Source organism: Nakamurella sp. PAMC28650 (assembly GCF_014303395.1).
GTDB lineage: Bacteria > Actinomycetota > Actinomycetes > Mycobacteriales > Nakamurellaceae > Nakamurella.
Genome location: NZ_CP060298.1, coordinates 155,737 through 174,282, shown reverse-complemented (window position 1 = coordinate 174,282; position 18,546 = coordinate 155,737). Strand labels below are relative to the sequence as shown.

Here is an 18,546-nt window from a genome sequence, read left to right as displayed (position 1 = left end):
ACACTCGCAACAGGGTCCGGGACGGTAGATTTCCCCGGTGAACCTCGACGTGCAGACCATCAAGAGCACCGCGACGTGGGTGCTGATCGCGGTGGCGGTCGTCGGCCTCGTCCTGGCCATCATCATCAAGAAGATCGTCGGCAAGATCATCACCCTGGTGCTCGCAGCCCTGATCGTCTTCTTCGGCTGGCAGCAGCGGTCCAGGGTCGTCGATTTCGCCAACAACGTCCACAGTTCGACCTGCGCATCGCATCCGAAGTTCTTCGGCATCGATGTGACCTACCCGACCTGCAAGTAGACCGGTGAACGTCGACTCGGCCGTCACCTGGCTGACCTGGTTGCTGGCCGGGCTCGGGGCCGTCGCCGTCGTGCTGCTGGTGATGATCCGCCGGTGGGCCGGCCGCATCCTGGTCGTCGGAATCGCGGCGCTGCTGCTGATCGTGGTGTTCGCGGTGCGTCATCAGATCTCTTCGATCTCCACCGACGACCCGGAGCCGCTGTGCAACGGCGGGATCAGCTACTTCGGCGTTCCGCTTTCAGGGCCGGCCGCTCTGTGCGCCAAGTATCGCCCGGCTCCCTGAGGCCGGGACCGGCGTGGATCAACTTGCCAGGCATGGATCAAAGTTGATGATTTGGTACGGGAGGGGCAGAAGTCGTCAAGTTCGTCCATGCCCGAGAAGTTGGTCCATGCCCGAGAAGTTGATCCACGCCAAACGGGAGGATCAGCTGGCGCCGGTGACGTCCTGGGCGCGCTTGCGCTGGCGTAGGTGCAGGAACGCGGGGACGGCGGAGATGAGCACGACCACCACGACGGCCCCGACCAGGATGACGTCGACGTGGTCGGCGATGAACTTGATCTGGCCGAGGAAGTAGCCGGCCACGGTCACGCCGGCCACCCAGATGACCCCGCCGATGGCCGAGTACAGGGTGTAGAGCCGGACGTTCATCTTCGAGACACCGGCCATCACGGTGGCCACGGTGCGGACGATCGGCACGAAGCGGGCCAGGATCACCGCGACCTTGCCGTACTTGTCGAAGAAGGCACTGGACTTCTCGACGTACTCCTTCTTGAAGAACCTGGCGTTCGGCTTGTCGAAGATCAGCGGCCCGGCCTTGTAGCCGATCGCGTAGCCGACCAGGTTCCCGACGAACGCGGCGACGGCCAGGATGACGATGGTCAGGAACAGGTTCACGTGGAACTTGTGGGTGGCGACCAGGAGACCCGAGATGAACAACAGCGTGTCGCCGGGCAGGAAGAACCCGATCAGGATTCCGCATTCGGCGAAGGTGATGAGTGCGATGACCAGCAGGGCCCAGGAACCCATCGAGTCGACGAGGCCCTGGGCGTTGAGCCAGGACGGAAGGATGCCGGCGAGGTGGGTGGGGTTCACACCGGAGACGATACCGGGGGAACTCTGACAATCCGCTGAGATCGCCGTACCGCGGACGTGAGGAACACCGCAGGTGAGCAGCACTGCCGGAGGTGCCAGCGCAGCAGCGGGTGACGCCCGACCGGCCGCCGGCCGCCCGTTCGGCTACCGTTTCGGGATGGAGATCAGCTCAGACCTGCTCGGTGACCTGCAAGCGGTTCTCGGCCCGGACGGCGTGATCCTCGATCCCGACGTGACCTCGGCCTACAGCCGCGACATGATGCCGCTGGCACCCAGCGGCCGGCCGCTGGCCGTGGTCATGCCGGTCGACACGGCGCAGGTGTCGGCTGTGGTCCGGCTGTGTGGGGCGGCCGGTGTGCCGATCGTCCCGCGCGGAGCCGGTTCCGGGCTGACCGGCGCCGCCAACGCGGTCGACGGCGCGATTACCATGGTGATGACCAGGATGAAGGCCATCCTGGAGATCGACGAGGGCAATCGGCTCGCGGTCGTGCAACCCGGTGTCGTCAATCTGGACTTCCGCAGGGCGGTCGAGGCCAAGGGTCTTTTCTACGCTCCAGACCCCTCCTCCTACGACTGGTGCACCATCGGCGGCAACCTGTCCACCAACGCGGGCGGCCTGTGCTGCGTTAAGTACGGCGTCACCACCGACGCGGTCCTGGGCCTTGAAGTGGTCCTGGCGTCCGGTGAGATCCTGCGGACCGGCCGGCGGACGGTGAAGGGCGTCGCCGGCTACGACCTGACGAAGCTCTTCGTGGGTTCCGAGGGCACGCTCTGCGTGATCACCGAGGCCACCCTCGCCCTGCGGCCGACGCCGGCCGCTCCGGTGACGCTGGTCGCGGCCTTCGGTTCGCCGGAGGATGCGGGCGAGGCGGTCTCCGGGGCCATCCGGGCCGGGCTGGTGCCCTCGCTCCTCGAAATCATGGACGCGACCTGCATCAGGGCGGTGGAGGCGAAGAACGGAGCCAAGCTGCTGGGTGACGGAGAGACGCCGGCGGCCCTGCTCCTGGGCCAGTCAGACTCCGGTGGCGCGCTCGGCCGGCTCGAGATGGAGCATCTCGAGCGGGTGTGCGTGGACGCCGGCGCGACGTTCGCCTACGTGACCGACGATCTCGCCGAGGGTCGGATGCTGCTGCAGGCCCGGCGGGACGTGCTCAACTCCTTAGAGCTCTACGGGACGTGGCTCACCGACGATGTCAGCGTGCCGCGCACCGCGATCGCGGCTCTGATCTCCGCCTGCGAGAAGATCTCCGCCCAGGTCGGCCTGACCATCGGTGTGGTCGGTCACGCCGGCGACGGCAACATGCACCCGACGATCGTCTACGACGCGTCCGACGAGGCCCAGACGAAGGCGGCGGAGTTGGCGTTCGGGCTGATGCTGGACGCCGGCCGGGCGTTGGGTGGCACCGTCACGGGCGAACACGGCGTCGGACGCATCAAGCAGGACTTCCTGGCCACGGAGATCGGCGAGATCGGCATCGACGTCCACCGGAGGATCAAGAACGCCCTGGACCCGGGCGGACTCTTCAACCCGGGGTCGATGTTCGCGATGCAGTGACGACCCGGCCGGATCTTGTGCGAGCCCGTGGCCGTCTCGTCTGGCCTGCGCCGCCTTGCCTGGCCTGCGCTGTCTCGTAGGGGAGTCGGCGTGCCGTAGGACCTGGGCCGTCCGGTAGGACCGCCGCCCTGTCGTATGACCTGCAACGATCCGGTAGGACACTTGAGCGTCATACCGCCGGGTCGCCGGTCATACGAGCAGGCTGGGCAGACCGAGCAGGCTGGGCAGACCGAGCAGGCTGGGCAGACCGAGCAGGCTGGGCAGACCGAGCAGACCGAGCAGGCTGGACAGACCGGGAGATCGACGCGGGCGCGTCAGGAGAGCAGGCTGAGCAGGCCGATGGTGATCCCGATGAGCAACCCGGCGATGACGGCGATCAGCAGGATCTGCAGCCGGGTCAGCCGGAGGTGACCGCCGGTCTGCGCCTCGTCCGGCGCCCGGGGCTGCCGGCCGTCACCGGCCATCGCCCGCAACGCCTGGGCCAGGATCCGCTCCGCACCGGGGTCGCCCGGACGCGGACCGGGAGGCTGACCTGGCAGGGTCACCGGGCGCGCATGATGTCGCCGAGCTTGGCGACCGCCCGGCTCGCGGTGGACTTGACGGTTCCCTTCGACAGCCCGGTGGCCTCGGCGATCTCCGCCTCGGACAGCCCGCCGTAGTAGCGCAGGACCAGTACCTCGCGCTGACGGGGTGCAAGATCGCCGAGCGCGGTGACGACCGCCTGGTGTTCGGCCGTCAACAGCGCCAGCGACTCGGCGGACCGCTCGGTGCCCGGATGGGGCGGCACGTAGGCGCGCGCGGTGCGCCGGCGCCGCAGCATCGATCGTGACCCGTTCACCACGGCCGTGCGGAGGTAGCCGATCGCTGCGGCGTTGTCGCGGAGCCCGCCCCAGTTGCGGAACAGACCCGCGAAGGCCTCCTGCACGACGTCCTCGGCGCTGGCCTGGTCGTCGACCAGCAGGATGGCCAGCCGGACCATTCCCATCCGGTGGGTGCGGTAGATGTCGTCGATCGTCACGGCCGCCCTGACGACCGGGACCACGGCCGGGCTGACGGACGGGACGGCACCGGGGACGGCGGGGGTGGCCGTCGTTCCCGGAAGGGTCGAGGTGGGAGCTCCCCCGTCGACCATCGCGGTGTGGCGTGCGTAGTCGGGATTCAGCTGGGACAGGGTGCCCAGGGTCCGCTCGACCGCAGACTCGACGGATTCGACCCAGGGGCCATCGATGGTCATCGCCTCGCTGCCCCTCTCCCGACTCGTCGCTTTTTTTCGAGATTTCCACGACGATCCTGACACGAGTCCGGGCCGGACAGGGGTGGTTCGCCGCAGGTCAGCCCCGACCCGCCACGCGCAGCCAGGTCCCTGCAGGTCAGGGGCCCCGATCCAGGTCTGATTCATAGAAGATTCATGCCCGATCTGATCCTCCGGAGGGGGCCGTCCGCGATCCAACTGTGACAAGAACGCCGGTTGGGTTACGCAATCGTTACGGGAGGATCACCGTTCTGGACTTGCCAAGTGGCGTTGAAAACGCTTTCATTGCCCTTGTTGTGAGCACCCTCACACGACTTTTTCCCCAAGAAACGGAGGCGGCCGAGTGTCTCGTACGTCGGCTAGTAAGGCGATGGCCACCATCGCAGGGATCGGCGCAGTGGCGCTGGTCCTGTCCGCATGCAGCAGCAGTTCCAGCGCGAGCGCGGGCGCCAGCACCAGCGGCAGTTCCGCCGCTTCGTCGTCGGCCGCTGCCCCGTCCTCGGCTGCTTCGGCTGCCCCGTCGTCGGCTTCGGTCGCGACCTCGGGTTCCCCTGCCACCTCGGGTTCCCCTGCCACGTCCGGGGTCTCCACCTCTGGCTCCGGCAACGCGACGGCGCTGAGCGACGACGCAACCTACTGCCCGTACCTCAAGGCGACCTGGCCGAACATCTCGGGCAAGCAGATCACCGTCTACGCCGGCATCACCGGTGACGAGGGCAAGCAGCTCGAGTCGTCCTGGGCAGACTTCACCGCCTGCACCGGCGCCACGGTCAAGTACACCTCGGACAAGAACTTCGAGCAGCAGATCGTCGTCCAGGCGAAGTCCGGCAACGCGGCCAACCTGGCGTTCGTCCCGCAGCCCGGCCTGCTGGCCACCCTCGTCGCCACCGGCAAGGTCGTCGCCGCTCCGGCCGCGGTCGCCGCCAACGTCGACAAGTACTGGGACAAGGGCTGGAAGACCTACGGCACCATCGGTGGCAAGTTCTACGCCGCCCCCCTGGGCGCCAACGTCAAGTCGCTGGTCTGGTACTCGCCGAAGATGTTCGCGGCCAAGGGATATCAGGTTCCGACCACCTGGGACCAGATGATCGCGCTGTCCGACAAGATCGCCGCTGACTCGTCCGGTGTGAAGCCGTGGTGTGCCGGTGTCGAGTCCGGTTCCGCCACCGGTTGGACCGCTACCGACTGGCTCGAAGAGGTCGTCCTGCGTCAGGCCGGCCCCGACGTCTACGACCAGTGGGTCGCCCACAAGGTGAAGTTCTCCGATCCGCAGATCGCCAAGGCGCTGGCCACGGTCGCCTCGATCTGGAAGAACCCGAAGTACGTCAACGCCGGTATCGGTGACGTCGCCTCCATCGCCACCACCGCCTTCGCCGACGGCGGTCTGCCGATCCAGTCGGGCAAGTGCTACATGCACCAGCAGGCCTCGTTCTACGAGACCAACTTCAAGGGCACTCCCGTGGTCTCTCCGACCGGCGACATCTACGCCTTCTACGAGCCGACCATGGGCGACACCTTCGGCAAGCCGGTCGAGGTGGCCGGTGAGTTCGTCGCCGCCTTCTCCAGCAACCCCGAGGTCCAGGCCTTCCAGTGGTACCTGACGACCTCGCACTGGGCGAACAACCAGTCGAAGAACTCGAAGTCCCGCATCTCGGCCAACAAGGGCCTGGACATCAAGAACGTCGCGGATCCGATCAACAAGCTGTCCGTGACGATCCTGCAGGACCCGAAGGCCGTCTCCCGCTTCGACGCTTCCGACCTGATGCCGGCGGCCGTCGGTTCGGGTGCGGAGTGGAAGCAGCTGACGAACTGGATCACCGGTCAGGACGATGCCAGCGTGCTCTCCCAGATCGACGCCGCATGGCCGACCAGCTGACGCCGGTCGTCGCAGTGAACAGCTAGTGCCCGGCAGGCAGGCGCACCCGAGAACCTCTGGGGTGCGCCTGCCTGGGGTTACGGCCCCCGCATCGCAGTGAGACCCCGTACCGCACGTGGATTCTTTGATTGGAGGGACCCTTGAGCACCACCACACCCACTCGGACCGAAGGTCCACCGCCGGCAACGATGCCGGAGCGGAACCGGCCGGACAAGACGATCGGCTGGCTGACCCCGGTCGTCTGGTTCGTCGTCGCCTTCATCGTCGGCTTCATCGTCTACTCCGGCAGCAGCAGTACCAGCTCGGACGGCAAGGGCTTCCTCTACAACACTGGCCAGGCATTCACCCACGGGTGGGTGGCCAGGACGCTGTTCGACCCGACGACCGCGATCCAGAAGATCGTCGTGATGATCGTCGTGATCGCGTTGTTCGTGGCCGTCATGGGTCTGATCCTGTGGCTCGTGGACCACCGACGGGTACCCAACGGCACCGTCGTCGCCGGGTTCCTTGGCCCGGTGGTCATCGCACTTGCCGGTGGCCTGCTCTACCCGGCCGTCCGGACGATCATCGCCTCGTTCCAGAAGGTGAACGGCGCCGGTGACTCGAGTGGATGGACCGGGTTCACCAACTACACCCACTTCTTCAATGCTGCCAACGCGCCGATCTTCTACAACACCATTGCCTGGATCTTCCTGGTGCCGATCTTCGCCACCGCCTTCGGCCTGGTCTATGCAGTGTTGGTGGACCGGATCCGGTTGGAAGCTGCGGCCAAGGCGTTGGTCTTCCTGCCCACCGCGATCTCGTTGGTGGCTGCCGCCGTGATGTGGCGATACATCTACTACCAGCCCTCCGATCAGGGGCATGGTCAGGTCGGACTGGGCAACGCGTTGTTCACCGCCTTCGGGGGTACTCCGCAGAACTGGTTGATCAAGTCGCCGGTCAGCACCCTGGCGATGATCGTGGTGATGATCTGGATCCAGGCGGGCCTGGCGATGACCTTGTTGTCGGCGGCCATCAAGGCCGTGCCAGACGACATCGTGGAGGCCGCCCAGATCGACGGGGCAACCGGCATACGGCTGTTCCGCAGCATCACCATCCCGACCATCCGGCCCACGTTGGTGGTGGTCATCACGACCATCGCGATCAGTTCGCTGAAGACCTTCGACCTGGTCCTTGTCCTCGGCAACGGCATCACCAAGAACGACATCCTGGCCAGTGCGTTCTACTCGAACAATGCCAGCAGTCAGCCCGGCCTGGCCGGTGCCCTGGCCGTGATGATCTTCATCATCGTCTCGCCGGTGATCGTGTTCAACGTACGACAGATGAAGAAGGCGGACGCAAACCGATGACTACCACCAATCCTCCGTTGGTCGTCCTTCCCGAACCCGTGCTGTCCGGGCGCAAGCTCAAGGCTCAGATGCGGGCCGCCGACGCGAAGACCAAGCTCACGTCGCCGTGGGCGTCCGGCCTCGCGATCCTCATTGCCGTTGCGTGGACGGTCCCGACGATCGGCCTGCTGGTCAACTCGGTCCGTGGTCCGATCACGGTCAACGGCAACCCGGCGGCCGCCAGCATCACCAGCGGTTGGTGGCACTTCTTCGCGGGCAACGGGTTCACCTTCTCGAACTACACCCACGCCTGGACCGGCAATGGCAACACCTCGCCGCTGTCGAGCTACCTGCTCAACAGCATCGTGGTGACGCTGCCGGCCGTGGTCATCCCGATCGCACTCGCCCTGCTCGCCGCGTACGCGTTCGCCTGGATCGATTTCAAGGGCAAGAACTTTTTGTTCGTGGCGATCTTCGCCCTGCAGATCGTGCCGATCCAGGTGGCATTGATCCCGCTCAACACGATCTACATCAAGTTCGGTCTCAACGAGTCGTTCTGGTCGATCTGGTTGTCCCATACCATCTTCGGTCTCCCGCTGGCGATCTTCCTGCTGCACAACTTCATGAAGGAGATCCCACCGTCGCTGGTGGAGGCGGCGCGCGTCGACGGCGCCGGCCACGTCAAGATCTTCCTCCAGGTCCTGATGCCGCTGCTGGTGCCGGCCATCGCCTCGTTCGGCATCTTCCAGTTCCTGTGGGTCTGGAACGATCTCCTGGTCGCGCTGACCTTCTCCGGTGACAACACCAGGCCGATCACGGCCGGCATCCAGAACCTGACGACGCAGTTCCAGTCGGCAGCCGATGTCATCCCGGCCGCCGCCATCATCGCCATGCTGGTCCCGCTCGCAGTGTTTCTCTCGTTGCAGCGCTTCTTCGTCCGCGGTCTGCTCGCCGGCAGCGTCAAGGGCTGATCTGATGGCCGACAACGGGTTCGCCCCGATGATCGGCATCGTCGAAGTCGCAGCACTGGCCGGCGTCTCGCCGGCAACGGTTTCGCGGGCACTCCGGGGGCTTCCCGGAGTGTCCGCGGGCACCAGGCAGAACGTCGAGAAGGCCGCCGCCTCGCTGGGCTACTACGCCTCGCCCTCGGCGGCGGCCCTCACGACCGGCCGCACCCGCGCCATCGGTGTGATGGCGCCGTGGATCTCCCGTTGGTTCTTCAGTGCCGTCATCGAGGGTGCCCAGGAAGTGGTCGGGGAGCAGGGCTACGACACCCTGCTCTACCCGCTCGGCGCCAACGCCGCGCCGAACGCCGTGGGCGTGATCGACACCCGGGCCCTGCACAAGCGGGTCGACGGCATCCTCGGGCTCAACGTCCCGCTGGGACTGCAGCCGTCCTCGCTGGTTAATCTGCGGATCCCGCTGGTCACCGTCGGTTCCATCATCCCGGGCGTCTCCGGGGTGCTGGTCGACGACATCGAGGTCGGCTATTCCGCGACCTGCCATCTGATTCGACTCGGCCACCGGCGCATCGCATTCCTCGGACACGATCCGGACGGCCTGTATGGGTTCACGGTGGCTGCCGACCGCGAGCGCGGATTCGAAAAAGCCCTGCAGGAGAACAGAATTCCCGTCGATCCGGGTCTGGTCGGGATGACCGGGTTCTCCATCGAGGGCGGGTCGAAAGCACTGATCAACCTCTGGGAGCAGACCGGCAAGAGGGTGGAACTCATGCCGACGGCGGTGTTCGCCGTGTCCGACGAGGTCGCCTTCGGCATCATCTACGCGGCCCGGCAGAACGGACTCCGGGTGCCGCAGGACATCTCGGTCATCGGGGTCGACAACCACGACATGTCCTACCTCTTCGAACTGACCACCATCGGACAGCCGGTGCGGGACCAGGGCCGGATCGCCGCGCGGATGCTGCTGGACCACGTGCGCATCAACGAACCGGCCGCGCCGGAGGTGGTCCGGATGAACCCCGGACTGATCACGCGGCGGACGACCTGTGCGCCGCGCGTCGATGCCCGGGGTCTGCCGACCGGAGTCTGACGACCGGGCCTGATGACGGGGTCGGCCGGCCGGGTCGGCCGGCCGGTCAGCTCGACTGTCAACCAGCTCGGTTGTCGACCAGCACCCGGTCGGCGATGGCGGTCTTCGTCACCCGACGTCCGACGAGCGTCAGCGAGTACAGCACCATCAGGCAACCGGCGGCGGCAAGGCCCGCCGCGACCCACATGGTGCCGGCGTATCCGTATCCGACCTTGATCACGTAGGCGCCACCGGCCGCCCCGATGGCGTTCGCCACGTTGAAGGCACCCTGGTTGGCGGCAGAGACCAGGCTGCCGCCGGCGCCGGCCGCCTCGATGATGCGGTTCTGCACGATCGGCCCGAGCGCGAAGCCGACCAGGCCGAACAGCACCAGGGTGAGGGTCGCGGTGACGGCGTGGTGGGAGGTGACGGTGAACGCTGCCATCAACAGGGCGATCACGAACAGGCCTCCCGCAACGGCTTTCATCCCCCAGCGATCGCCGAGCCAGCCCCCGGCCAGCGCTCCGGCGGTGGTACCGAGACCGAACAGCACCAGCACGATCGTCACGCCCCCTTGGGGGACGCCGGCCAGGGTCGTCAGGATCGGGCTGATGTAGCTGTAGACCGCGAACAGCGAGCCGAACCCGACGGTGGTGATGCCGAGACCGAACCAGACCTGCTTGCGCCGGAACGCGCCGAGTTCGGAGCGGAGGTCGATGCGGATGTCATCGTCGGGCAGCCACCGGTGCAGGGCGACCGCGGTGACGATGCCGAGGCCGGCGATCCCGGCGAAGATGGAGCGCCAACCGATGTGCTGGCCCAGCCAGGTCGCGGCGGGCACGCCGATCACGTTGGAGATGGTCAGGCCCAGGAACATCATCGAGATGGCCCTGGTGGCCTTCTCCGGTGCGACCGCCCGCCGGGCCGCGATTGCGCCGACCCCGAAGAAGGAACCGTGCGCGAGCGCGGTCAGCACCCTGGCGGCCATCAGCACGGAGTAGCTGGGGGCGAGGGCGGACAGCGTGTTGCCGACGACGAACACGCCCATCAACGCCATCAGGGTCTGCCGGGTGCTCAGCACGCTCGACAGGGCCGTCAGGGTCGGGGCCCCGATCACGACGCCGATCGCGTAGCCGGTGATCAGCAGTCCCATCGCCGGGACGGTCGCGCCCACACCGGCGGCGATCTGCGGAAGCAGGCCGATGACGATGAATTCGGTGCTGCCGATGGCGAAGGCACCGATGGCGAGGGCGATCAGGGCGCGGGGCATTGCCGGTCTCCTGGAGCTGGGTGGGGCGCTGGTGGTGGGGAGTTGCTGCTCGCCGTCCGTGGTGCGGATGGCGGGACCCCGATGTCCGGCACTGCGTCGTCCTCGATTGTGCGCCTGTCGAAGCATCTTGTCGAATCGTTTCGATCAGGGGTGCGCACCGGTCTCGTGGCGTGCGCGATAATGATCCGCGACCCGTCGGCTCCCGACGTCAGCGACTTCAAGGAACGGCCGCCCGTCGCGGCCCCCTGAAAGGATCCCCATGCCCCTCGCAACTCCTGAGACGTACGCCGCGATGCTCGAACGGGCCAAGGACGGTGGCTTCGCCTACCCGGCCATCAACATCACCTCCTCCGAGACCATCAACGGAGCCATCAAGGGCTTCGCCGACGCCGGCAGCGACGGCATCATCCAGGTCTCCACCGGGGGCGGCGAGTTCGCCTCGGGCACCTCGGTCAAGGACATGGTGGTCGGGGCCGTCGGGCTGGCCGAGTTCGCCGCGGTGGTGGCCGCACGCTACGACATCACGGTTGCTCTGCACACCGATCACTGCCCGAAGGACAAGCTGGACGAGTTCGTCAGGCCGCTGCTGGAGCTCTCCGCCGAGCGTGTTCGCAACGGTGGACTGCCGCTGTTCCAGTCGCACATGTGGGACGGCTCCGCGGTGCCGCTGGACGAGAACCTGGTCATCGCCAAGGAGTTGCTGGCCCTGACCAAGGCCGCCAACGTCATCCTCGAGATCGAGGTCGGGGTCGTCGGCGGCGAGGAGGACGGCGTCGCGCACGAGATCAACGACAAGCTGTACACCTCTCCCGGGGACTTCATCGCGACCGTCGAGGCCCTCGGCGTACCGGAGGCCAACAACTACATCGTGGCCGCCACCTTCGGCAACGTGCACGGCGTCTACAAGCCCGGTGGCGTCAAGCTGCGCCCCTCCGTGCTCAAGGAGGGCCAGGACGCGCTCGCCGCACACCTCGGCCTGCCCGCCGGATCGAAGCCGTTCGCCCTGGTCTTCCACGGTGGGTCCGGCTCGTCGGCGGAGGAGATCGCCGAGGCGGTGTCCTACGGCGTGGTCAAGATGAACATCGACACCGACACCCAGTACGCCTTCACCCGCCCGCTGGTCGGTCACTTCTTCCAGAACTACGACGGAGTGCTGAAGATCGACGGCGAGGTCGGCAACAAGAAGGCCTACGACCCGCGCTCCTACCTCAAGCTCGGCGAGGCCGGACTCGCTGCCCGCGTGGTCGAGGCCTGCCAGCAGTTGGGCTCCGCCGGTACCTCCCCGGGCGCCAAGAAGTAGCCCCCCTCTGGGCGTGGATCAACTTCGCAGGCGTGGATCAACTTCGCAGGCATGGACGAAAGTGATGACTTCTGTCACTCCAGTCCCATAAGAGCGAAGTTGATCCATGCAGGGTGGGTCCGTACGTGTCAGCAGGCCGCTACCGGTTCCTCCAGCGGATCCGTGGTGGCGGGCTTGCGGCGTGATTTGGCGGTGGCCAGGAACGAGCCGGCGATGACGAGCGGGAAGCCGATGGCGATCCCGACCGTGAACCGCTCGTGCAGGACCAGCACGCCCAGGAGGATGGCCACCGCCGGGTTGATGTAGGTGATGACCGTGGCGCGGGCCGGTCCGGCCTCGGCGATCAGCGCGAAGAAGACCAGGAACGCCACGGCGGTGCACAGCGTCGCCAGTCCGATCACCGACCAGCCGGCGGCCGCGGTGATGCGCTCCGGCCGCAGCCAGATCGCGAACGGCGCGAAGATCAGCGCCGCCCCGAGAAGGGACGCCGTGATGACGCCCATCGGTGGCAGATCGGACAACTTCCGGTTGATGATGATCGGCCCGGTGGCGTACCCGACAGCGGTGATCATCACGGCTCCGACCGAGAACAGGTCGTCGAGGTGGACGTCCAGCCCGACCAGGGTGACCACTCCGGCCAGCCCGATGCCGAGGCCGAGCAGTCGGCGGCCGTCGAATCGGTCGTGACCGAGGCTGACGAGCAGGACGGCCGCGATCAGCGGTACGACCGCCAGCAGCAGGCCGGCAGTTGAACTGGTGAGCCTGGTCTCGGCGTGGCCCAGCAGCCACCAGGGGCCGACGATCTCGACCCCCGTGTAGAGCAGCAGCCATCTCCAGCGGGCGACGACCGGTCTCAACGCCTTCTGCCTGATCGCGATCGGGAGCAGCAGAAGAGCGCCGATGAAGGTCCGACCGAAGGCGACCACGACCGGATCGACCTCTGCCACCGCCACCTTGATCAACAGATAGGGGATACCCCAGATCAGGCTCAGCGACGCGAACAGGATCCAACCACGCCGTGTCATCGTGCCAGCTCTCGTGTTGGGCGACCGGAGTAATCAGCCTAGTTGACCGCCGGTCCGTCGGATAGGCAGTATATCTACCGAGAATTCGCCGGTGTGGCTAATAGTTTTCCGCTGTATCCCACGTTCGAGCTCGAGACCGAGCCACGATCGGCCGTAAATGACATCTTTGTGATTCACACTGTGAACGGCGTGTCGCAAGTGGGATGAATGATATCCAGAGGGCAGGATGTGTTTTATGGGAGTCTTGTGACTTGTGTGACTGGTGATCTACGGTAGGTGCGGTGCCCGTCCAGGGCGCCGACCGGTGGTCGTGGCTCCCCGCTCCGCACACCCCGGTGTCGGGTTCTGCGCTACATGATTGGTCGAGCGGGGGCGCGGTCGAGGCGGTGTCGTGCAAGGGGAAGAGGCATCGCCGCGATGCGAACGTGAGGGTCTTGGTGGCCCGCCCGTGCGCTGGGGTCCCCCCATCTGCCGGTCGGCTGCGGCCTGCTCGTTTGCTCTCATGACGATGCGTCGGGCGGCCGGAAGGGACCGCCCGTGCGCAGAGCGCTGGCACTAGGCACCACCATCGCGGCGTTGTTCGCCGGAATCACCGTCTTCGTCACGTCATCGGCCTCCGCCGACCCGTCGGCATCGGACTGGGCGTCATTGCGCCAGTGCGAGTCCAGTGGCAACTACAGCATCGACACCGGGAACGGCTACTACGGCGCCTATCAGTTCGACCTGAGTACCTGGCAGTCGGTGGGCGGTTCCGGGTCCCCCGCGAACGCGGGTCCGACCGAGCAGGACTACCGCGCCCTGTACCTGTACCGCATGCGCGGATGGAGTCCGTGGACCTGCGCCTCGCTGGCCGGGCTCCAGCAGGACTCCATGGGTGCCTCCGGGGTGGTTCCCTCGATGGCCGACAGTGCCTACATCTCCGGTGGTGGCACCGGCACCTATACGCCGGTTCCGACGAGCACCTGTGACGTCGGGAGTTCGACCGCTCCCGCCTGGGGCGGCACGACCTTCGTCCAGGGCACCACCTACCGCGCTCTGGTCTGCTGGCAGAAGCAGATGGCGTCCCGCGGCTACGGTTTCACCGGCACCGGCTACTTCGGGGCCAAGACGCTCGCCGCGGTGCACGACCTGCAGAGCAGGTCGGGTCTCCGCCAGAGCGACGTCATCGACGCCGCCACCTGGGCAGCAGCCTGGGGTGCCACCGCGCCGAAGCCGACGCCCACACCGACCCCGAAGCCGACACCGAAGCCGCAACCGAAGCCGACACCGAAGCCGCAACCGGCTCCCGTCCCCACCCCGGCGCCGGCAGGCGACATCTGGCCCGGGCTGACGGCAGCCGCGTGCCACGTGGGCGCGAAGAACGCACCGGCCTGGCCACAGGAGTCGTTCACCGCCGGCTCCTACGATCAGGCTCTCGCCTGCTGGCAGATGCAGATGGGCCACCGCGGCTACGACCTGGTGGGTTCGGGCTACTACGGCAGCAACACCGCGAGGGCCGCGAGGGACATCCAGCTCCGCAACGGTCTCGCCGGATCGGGCCTGATCGGTCCGAGGACGTGGAAGGCGGCCTGGCAGGGAAAGGCGAAGGCGTGATCGGACCTCGGCGCCGTCACTGACGGTGATAGGAGTAGGCCGATCAACAAATTCTGAGATTGCGCCAGAAACTTTCTTTGAATCCGTAACATCTTTTGGAGCCAGGGCGACGAACCAGTAGTGAGCGTCCAACGGGCGCACCAGACGCCCGATCTCCTCCCGATGCCCGGGATGGGATCGGTGCCCGAGAGGCCCAAGTCATGCCGACTTGGGCCTCTCTGGCGTCCGGGGCAAATGGTGGACTGACACCGGACCTGACTACGTTCCGTAGAGCACGCCTGATCAGTGGGTGGTGCGCCAGATCGAGAATCCGATGGTGACCACGGTGACGGCAGCGGCCAACCAGGCCAGCGATTCCTTCGCCTGGAACGACCTCACCGTGTAGAGGACCGGCAGGATCCCGAAGAACACCAGATGCGAGAAACCGGCGATCACGAGGTAGACGATGCAGATCGCGACCGTGATGAAGGACGTCTTGTTCTGGGCCCAGAGGCCGGCCGCGGCACCACCGCCGGGTGGTGGTGTCGGAGCGGGCGGGTAGGCGTACGACGGATTCGGGCCCGCCGGGAAAGCCCCCGGGTAGGTGCCCGTCTGGCCATAGGGGCCTGCCTGCCCGTACGGCGACTGGACGGCCGGGGACGGGGCCTGCTGGGTCGCGTCGGTCCAGGCTGTTCCGTTCCAGTACCGCAACGTCGGCGCTCCGTTCGGATCGCTGTACCAGCCGGCTGTAGGCGCAGTCATGAGGACCCCCGTGTGAAGACGTGACGTTTCCATGGCCCGGTACCGGGCCACCTGAATGCTACGACGGCGAACGATCCCGTACGGTTCCCCGCCGATCGGGTGCGGACGGTCCTTTTGATCGTTGCAGATCGACCCGTGCGGGACCGATCAGGCGTGCGGATGGATCAACTGCCGGACCGCCTGTGCATCGGCGAGACGCTCGAAGGCGACGTTGATGTCGCCCAACGGCAGCACGTCGCTGATCAGCCGCTCCACCGGCAGCCGGCCGGACCGCCAGAGCCGCACCATCTTCGGTATGTCGCGCTGCGGCACCGAGGATCCCATGTAGGAACCGGTCAGCGTCTTCGCCTCCCCCACGAACGCCAGGGCCGGCAGATGGAGCACCGCATCAGGTGCCGGCAACCCGACCGAGACCGTGGTCCCGCCGCGGCCGGTCAGCGCGAAGGCCTGCTCCATGACGGCAGCGGACCCGACGGCCTCGAAGACCCAACGGGTTCCGCCGCCGGTCAGGTCGGCCAGCAGATCGGCGGCGTCCTGGGGTGCGCAGGCGTGGGTGGCTCCGAGGCCGATTGCGAGGTCACGCTTGTGCCCGACCGGGTCGACGGCCACCACGGGGGATGCGCCCGCGGCGACGGCGCCCAGGATCGCCGCCTGGCCCACACCGCCGAGACCGATCACGGTGACCGATTCACCCGCGGCGACCCCGGCCGTGTTGTGCACGGCACCGAAGCCGGTCAGCATCGCGCAGCCCAGGACGGCGGCCACGTCGAAGGGGACGTCGTCATCGATCACCACTGCCGACGACAGGTCGACGACGGCGTACTGGGCGAACGCGGAGACGCCGAGGTGATGTTGGATCGGGCCGGCGGCGTCACTCAGCCGGCGTCCACCGCCGATCAGCTCACCCCGGCCGTTCGCCGCGCCGCCCACCGGACACAGTGCCGGCCGCTCGCTGCGGCAGTACTCGCAGACGCCACAGCTGGGGACGAAGACCAGCACCACGTGATCGCCGACGTGCACGTCGTCGACACCGACACCCACCGCGCTGACCACACCGGCCGCCTCGTGCCCGAGCGCCATCGGCAGCGGACGCGGCCGTTGCCCGGTCAGCACGGACAGATCGGAATGGCAGACGCCGGCCGATTCGATGCGGACCGCGAGCTCGCCGGGTCCGGGACCGTCCAACTCCAGTTCCTCGACCGTCAGGGGCCGGGTGGCGTCGTAGGGACGATCGACGCCGGTGGCGCGCAGCACCGCACTGGAGATCTTCATCGACGACTCCCTCGGGACGACCCTCCGGAAGGCGGAGGCTCAGGCGAACAACGGCGGCAGGACGAACAGCATGATCGTCGACCATGTCACGTGGGTCAGGATCCCGGCCAGCACACCCCCGGTGGCTCTGCGTTCAAGGCCCAGGACGACACCCAGGACGAGGGCGGAGAAGACCAGCATGTAGTTAGCCGTGGCGATGGTGGCCACGCCGTAGACGAGCGTCGAGATCAGCACCGGCCGCTTGACGCCGATGGCCGCGAACATTGCACCGCGGAAGAAGACCTCCTCCGCGATGCCGTTCAGCAACGTCACCAGGGCCACGAGGGGGAGTGACCCGAACCTGGCGTGGGCCAGCACCGAGTCGACCACCCGGTGCAGCGGAGGAATCTCGCGCACCGCCAGGGCCCCGAGGACGAAGACGACGCCGACGGCCACACCGATCAGCACCGGGGTGATGATGGGCCGGCGCATTCCCTTCGGCGAGTCGGCCCATCCCAGGTGCAGCGGGCCGGAGAGCAGTCCGCCGGCCACCCAGACGGCGGCCAGCCCGATCGTCAGGGGGTAGAAGGCCGGGTCCGCGGGTCGCACGGCCAACGAGATCCCCAGCAGGGTGGCGCCGATCACGGTGGTGAAGGCGACCACGATGCGTCGACGACGGAAGGCGGCATCGCTCTGGTGGTGGTCCCGGTTGACGCGGTCGATCAGCGTCGGTCGCACCAGGCGACCGAGCCGCGTGTCGGCGAGGTTCATGCGCGCCCGCTCATTTCGCGGGACTCCGGCGGGAGTGCTCATCCCCCTCGTTCTCGGGCGTCTTGGCGGCGTCCTGCTCTTCGAGTTCTGCGGCGCGCTCTGCGAGGGCCAGGCGGACCGCATCGTCGTAGCCCATCAATTCACCGGGCACCACCTTGGTGATCGAGTCCTCGTGGCAGATCACCTCGTTGGACATCGAGTCGATCAGGTTGCGGGCGGTCTCGAAGTCCACGTCGGTGACCAGCGTGAGCCAACCGGAGGAGAGCCGCGGGGTCAGCAGCGGAATGATGAACAGGGGCAGGGTCCGCTTGTTCTGGATGACTGCGGCACGCTTGAGCATGTCCACGTACCGCAGGACCTCCGGGCCGCCGACGTCATACGTCGCGCCCCGTGCCTCCGGGGCCTCCAGGACGCCGACCAGGTACCGGATGACATCCGGCAGGGCGATCGGCTGCGTCCGGGTGTTCACCCAGCGGGGGGCCACCATGATCGGGAGGTGCTTCACGAGTTGGCGGGTGATCTCCCAGGAGATGCCGCCGTGCCCGACGACGATCGCGGCCCGCAGGACGGTGACCGGGACCCCGGCCTCGCCCAGCAGATCCTCCACCTCCCGGCGCGACTTGAGGTGGTCCGAGAGCTTCTCGTCGTCGGCGCCGAGACCGCCCAGGTAGATGATCCGTTCGACGCCGGCAGCGGCGGCCGCTGCACCGAACGCCCGCGCCGCGTCGGCGTCGCGTTGCACGAAGTCGCCGGAGTCCAGCGAGTGGACGAGGTAGTAGGCGACGTCGATGTCCGCGAGGGCAGCGGGCAGGGTGTCCGGGATCGAGACGTCCCCACCGACCGCCTCGCCCTGGCCGGTGTAGTCCTGCGGGGATCTGGTCATGGCCCTGACCTGATGTCCGGCGTCGATCAACGCCGGACAGAGCCGGGACCCGACGAATCCTGATGCTCCGGTGACAAGAACTCGTAACCCCATGCGTGTCCTCTTCTCTCCGGCTGACCGGACCGGGCCGCGCCGACCTGCGTCGAGCGGGTCGTTCCGTACCCCATCGTGCCTGGTGTCGATCGGGATCGCTGCAGATCGAAGGACTGCGGCCAGCAATTGCAGAGTTACCGGTTGTCCCCATGCTCCAAACCATCCACAACTGTGACTTCCATCGTC

The 18,546-nt window shown here is 67.1% G+C and carries 18 protein-coding genes; 9 read left to right on the top strand and 9 right to left on the bottom strand.

What is annotated here, in order from left to right:
• Positions 1–37 precede the first annotated feature (37 nt).
• Positions 38–298 (top strand): hypothetical protein, encoded by a 261-nt coding sequence (locus tag H7F38_RS00765; RefSeq protein ID WP_187092439.1) that lies wholly within the window; start codon positions 38–40, stop codon positions 296–298.
• 4 nt (positions 299–302) lie between these two features.
• Positions 303–581: a hypothetical protein gene (locus H7F38_RS00760; RefSeq protein ID WP_187092438.1), complete on the top strand. Its 279-nt coding sequence runs from the start codon at positions 303–305 to the stop codon at positions 579–581.
• A gap of 141 nt (positions 582–722) precedes the next feature.
• On the opposite strand, the gene H7F38_RS00755 is transcribed toward H7F38_RS00760, so the two are convergent.
• Complete coding sequence (locus H7F38_RS00755; protein WP_222618353.1) at positions 723–1,391, bottom strand: DedA family protein; 669 nt, start codon at positions 1,389–1,391, stop codon at positions 723–725.
• A 157-nt stretch (positions 1,392–1,548) separates the two neighbouring features.
• On the opposite strand from H7F38_RS00755, the gene H7F38_RS00750 reads away from it, so the two are divergent.
• The gene (locus tag H7F38_RS00750) at positions 1,549–2,946 is read left to right on the top strand and encodes an FAD-linked oxidase C-terminal domain-containing protein (protein WP_222618626.1); all 1,398 of its coding nucleotides are present in this window, start codon (positions 1,549–1,551) and stop codon (positions 2,944–2,946) included.
• A gap of 314 nt (positions 2,947–3,260) precedes the next feature.
• Here the strand turns inward: H7F38_RS00750 and H7F38_RS00745 are convergent, their stop codons facing one another.
• The gene (locus tag H7F38_RS00745; protein WP_187092437.1) at positions 3,261–3,491 is read right to left on the bottom strand and encodes a hypothetical protein; all 231 of its coding nucleotides are present in this window, start codon (positions 3,489–3,491) and stop codon (positions 3,261–3,263) included.
• Entirely contained in the window at positions 3,488–4,180 is a 693-nt protein-coding gene (locus H7F38_RS00740) for a SigE family RNA polymerase sigma factor (protein ID WP_222618352.1), read from the bottom strand. Before H7F38_RS00740 ends, H7F38_RS00745 begins: the two co-directional genes overlap by 4 nt.
• Before the next feature lie 388 nt (positions 4,181–4,568).
• On the opposite strand from H7F38_RS00740, the gene H7F38_RS00735 reads away from it, so the two are divergent.
• The 4 genes from H7F38_RS00735 (at position 4,569) to H7F38_RS00720 (ending at position 9,454) form a co-directional block, all read left to right on the top strand.
• On the top strand, positions 4,569–6,074 hold the full coding sequence (locus H7F38_RS00735; RefSeq protein ID WP_187092436.1) for an ABC transporter substrate-binding protein: 1,506 nt from the start codon (positions 4,569–4,571) through the stop codon (positions 6,072–6,074).
• Positions 6,075–6,214: 140 nt separating this feature from the next.
• Positions 6,215–7,423 carry a carbohydrate ABC transporter permease gene (locus H7F38_RS00730; protein WP_255498192.1) on the top strand — a complete coding sequence of 403 codons (1,209 nt, stop codon included), beginning with the start codon at positions 6,215–6,217 and terminating at the stop codon, positions 7,421–7,423.
• Positions 7,420–8,373 (top strand): carbohydrate ABC transporter permease, encoded by a 954-nt coding sequence (locus H7F38_RS00725; RefSeq protein WP_187092435.1) that lies wholly within the window; start codon positions 7,420–7,422, stop codon positions 8,371–8,373. Before H7F38_RS00730 ends, H7F38_RS00725 begins: the two co-directional genes overlap by 4 nt.
• A gap of 4 nt (positions 8,374–8,377) precedes the next feature.
• Positions 8,378–9,454 (top strand): LacI family DNA-binding transcriptional regulator, encoded by a 1,077-nt coding sequence (locus tag H7F38_RS00720; RefSeq protein ID WP_187092434.1) that lies wholly within the window; start codon positions 8,378–8,380, stop codon positions 9,452–9,454.
• Positions 9,455–9,512: 58 nt separating this feature from the next.
• On the opposite strand, the gene H7F38_RS00715 is transcribed toward H7F38_RS00720, so the two are convergent.
• Entirely contained in the window at positions 9,513–10,703 is a 1,191-nt protein-coding gene (locus tag H7F38_RS00715) for an MFS transporter (RefSeq protein WP_187092433.1), read from the bottom strand.
• A 259-nt stretch (positions 10,704–10,962) separates the two neighbouring features.
• Between H7F38_RS00715 and fbaA the strand changes: the two genes are divergently transcribed.
• Complete coding sequence (gene fbaA, locus H7F38_RS00710; protein WP_187092432.1) at positions 10,963–12,003, top strand: class II fructose-bisphosphate aldolase; 1,041 nt, start codon at positions 10,963–10,965, stop codon at positions 12,001–12,003.
• A 128-nt stretch (positions 12,004–12,131) separates the two neighbouring features.
• On the opposite strand, the gene H7F38_RS00705 is transcribed toward fbaA, so the two are convergent.
• Positions 12,132–13,028: a DMT family transporter gene (locus H7F38_RS00705; protein ID WP_187092431.1), complete on the bottom strand. Its 897-nt coding sequence runs from the start codon at positions 13,026–13,028 to the stop codon at positions 12,132–12,134.
• 537 nt (positions 13,029–13,565) lie between these two features.
• Here H7F38_RS00705 and H7F38_RS00700 point away from each other — a divergent pair.
• Entirely contained in the window at positions 13,566–14,621 is a 1,056-nt protein-coding gene (locus H7F38_RS00700) for a transglycosylase family protein (protein ID WP_187092430.1), read from the top strand.
• 282 nt (positions 14,622–14,903) lie between these two features.
• Here the strand turns inward: H7F38_RS00700 and H7F38_RS00695 are convergent, their stop codons facing one another.
• From H7F38_RS00695 to H7F38_RS00680, 4 genes are all read right to left on the bottom strand, one after another.
• Positions 14,904–15,362, bottom strand: coding sequence for a DUF2510 domain-containing protein (locus tag H7F38_RS00695; RefSeq protein WP_187092429.1), 459 nt, complete (start codon positions 15,360–15,362; stop codon positions 14,904–14,906).
• Positions 15,363–15,509: 147 nt separating this feature from the next.
• On the bottom strand, positions 15,510–16,634 hold the full coding sequence (locus H7F38_RS00690) for a zinc-binding dehydrogenase (RefSeq protein WP_187092428.1): 1,125 nt from the start codon (positions 16,632–16,634) through the stop codon (positions 15,510–15,512).
• Positions 16,635–16,673: 39 nt separating this feature from the next.
• On the bottom strand, positions 16,674–17,384 hold the full coding sequence (locus H7F38_RS00685; protein ID WP_187092427.1) for a CPBP family intramembrane glutamic endopeptidase: 711 nt from the start codon (positions 17,382–17,384) through the stop codon (positions 16,674–16,676).
• Between the two features lie 10 nt (positions 17,385–17,394).
• Complete coding sequence (locus H7F38_RS00680; protein WP_187092426.1) at positions 17,395–18,360, bottom strand: NAD(P)H-binding protein; 966 nt, start codon at positions 18,358–18,360, stop codon at positions 17,395–17,397.
• Between the last annotated feature and the right edge of the window lie 186 nt (positions 18,361–18,546).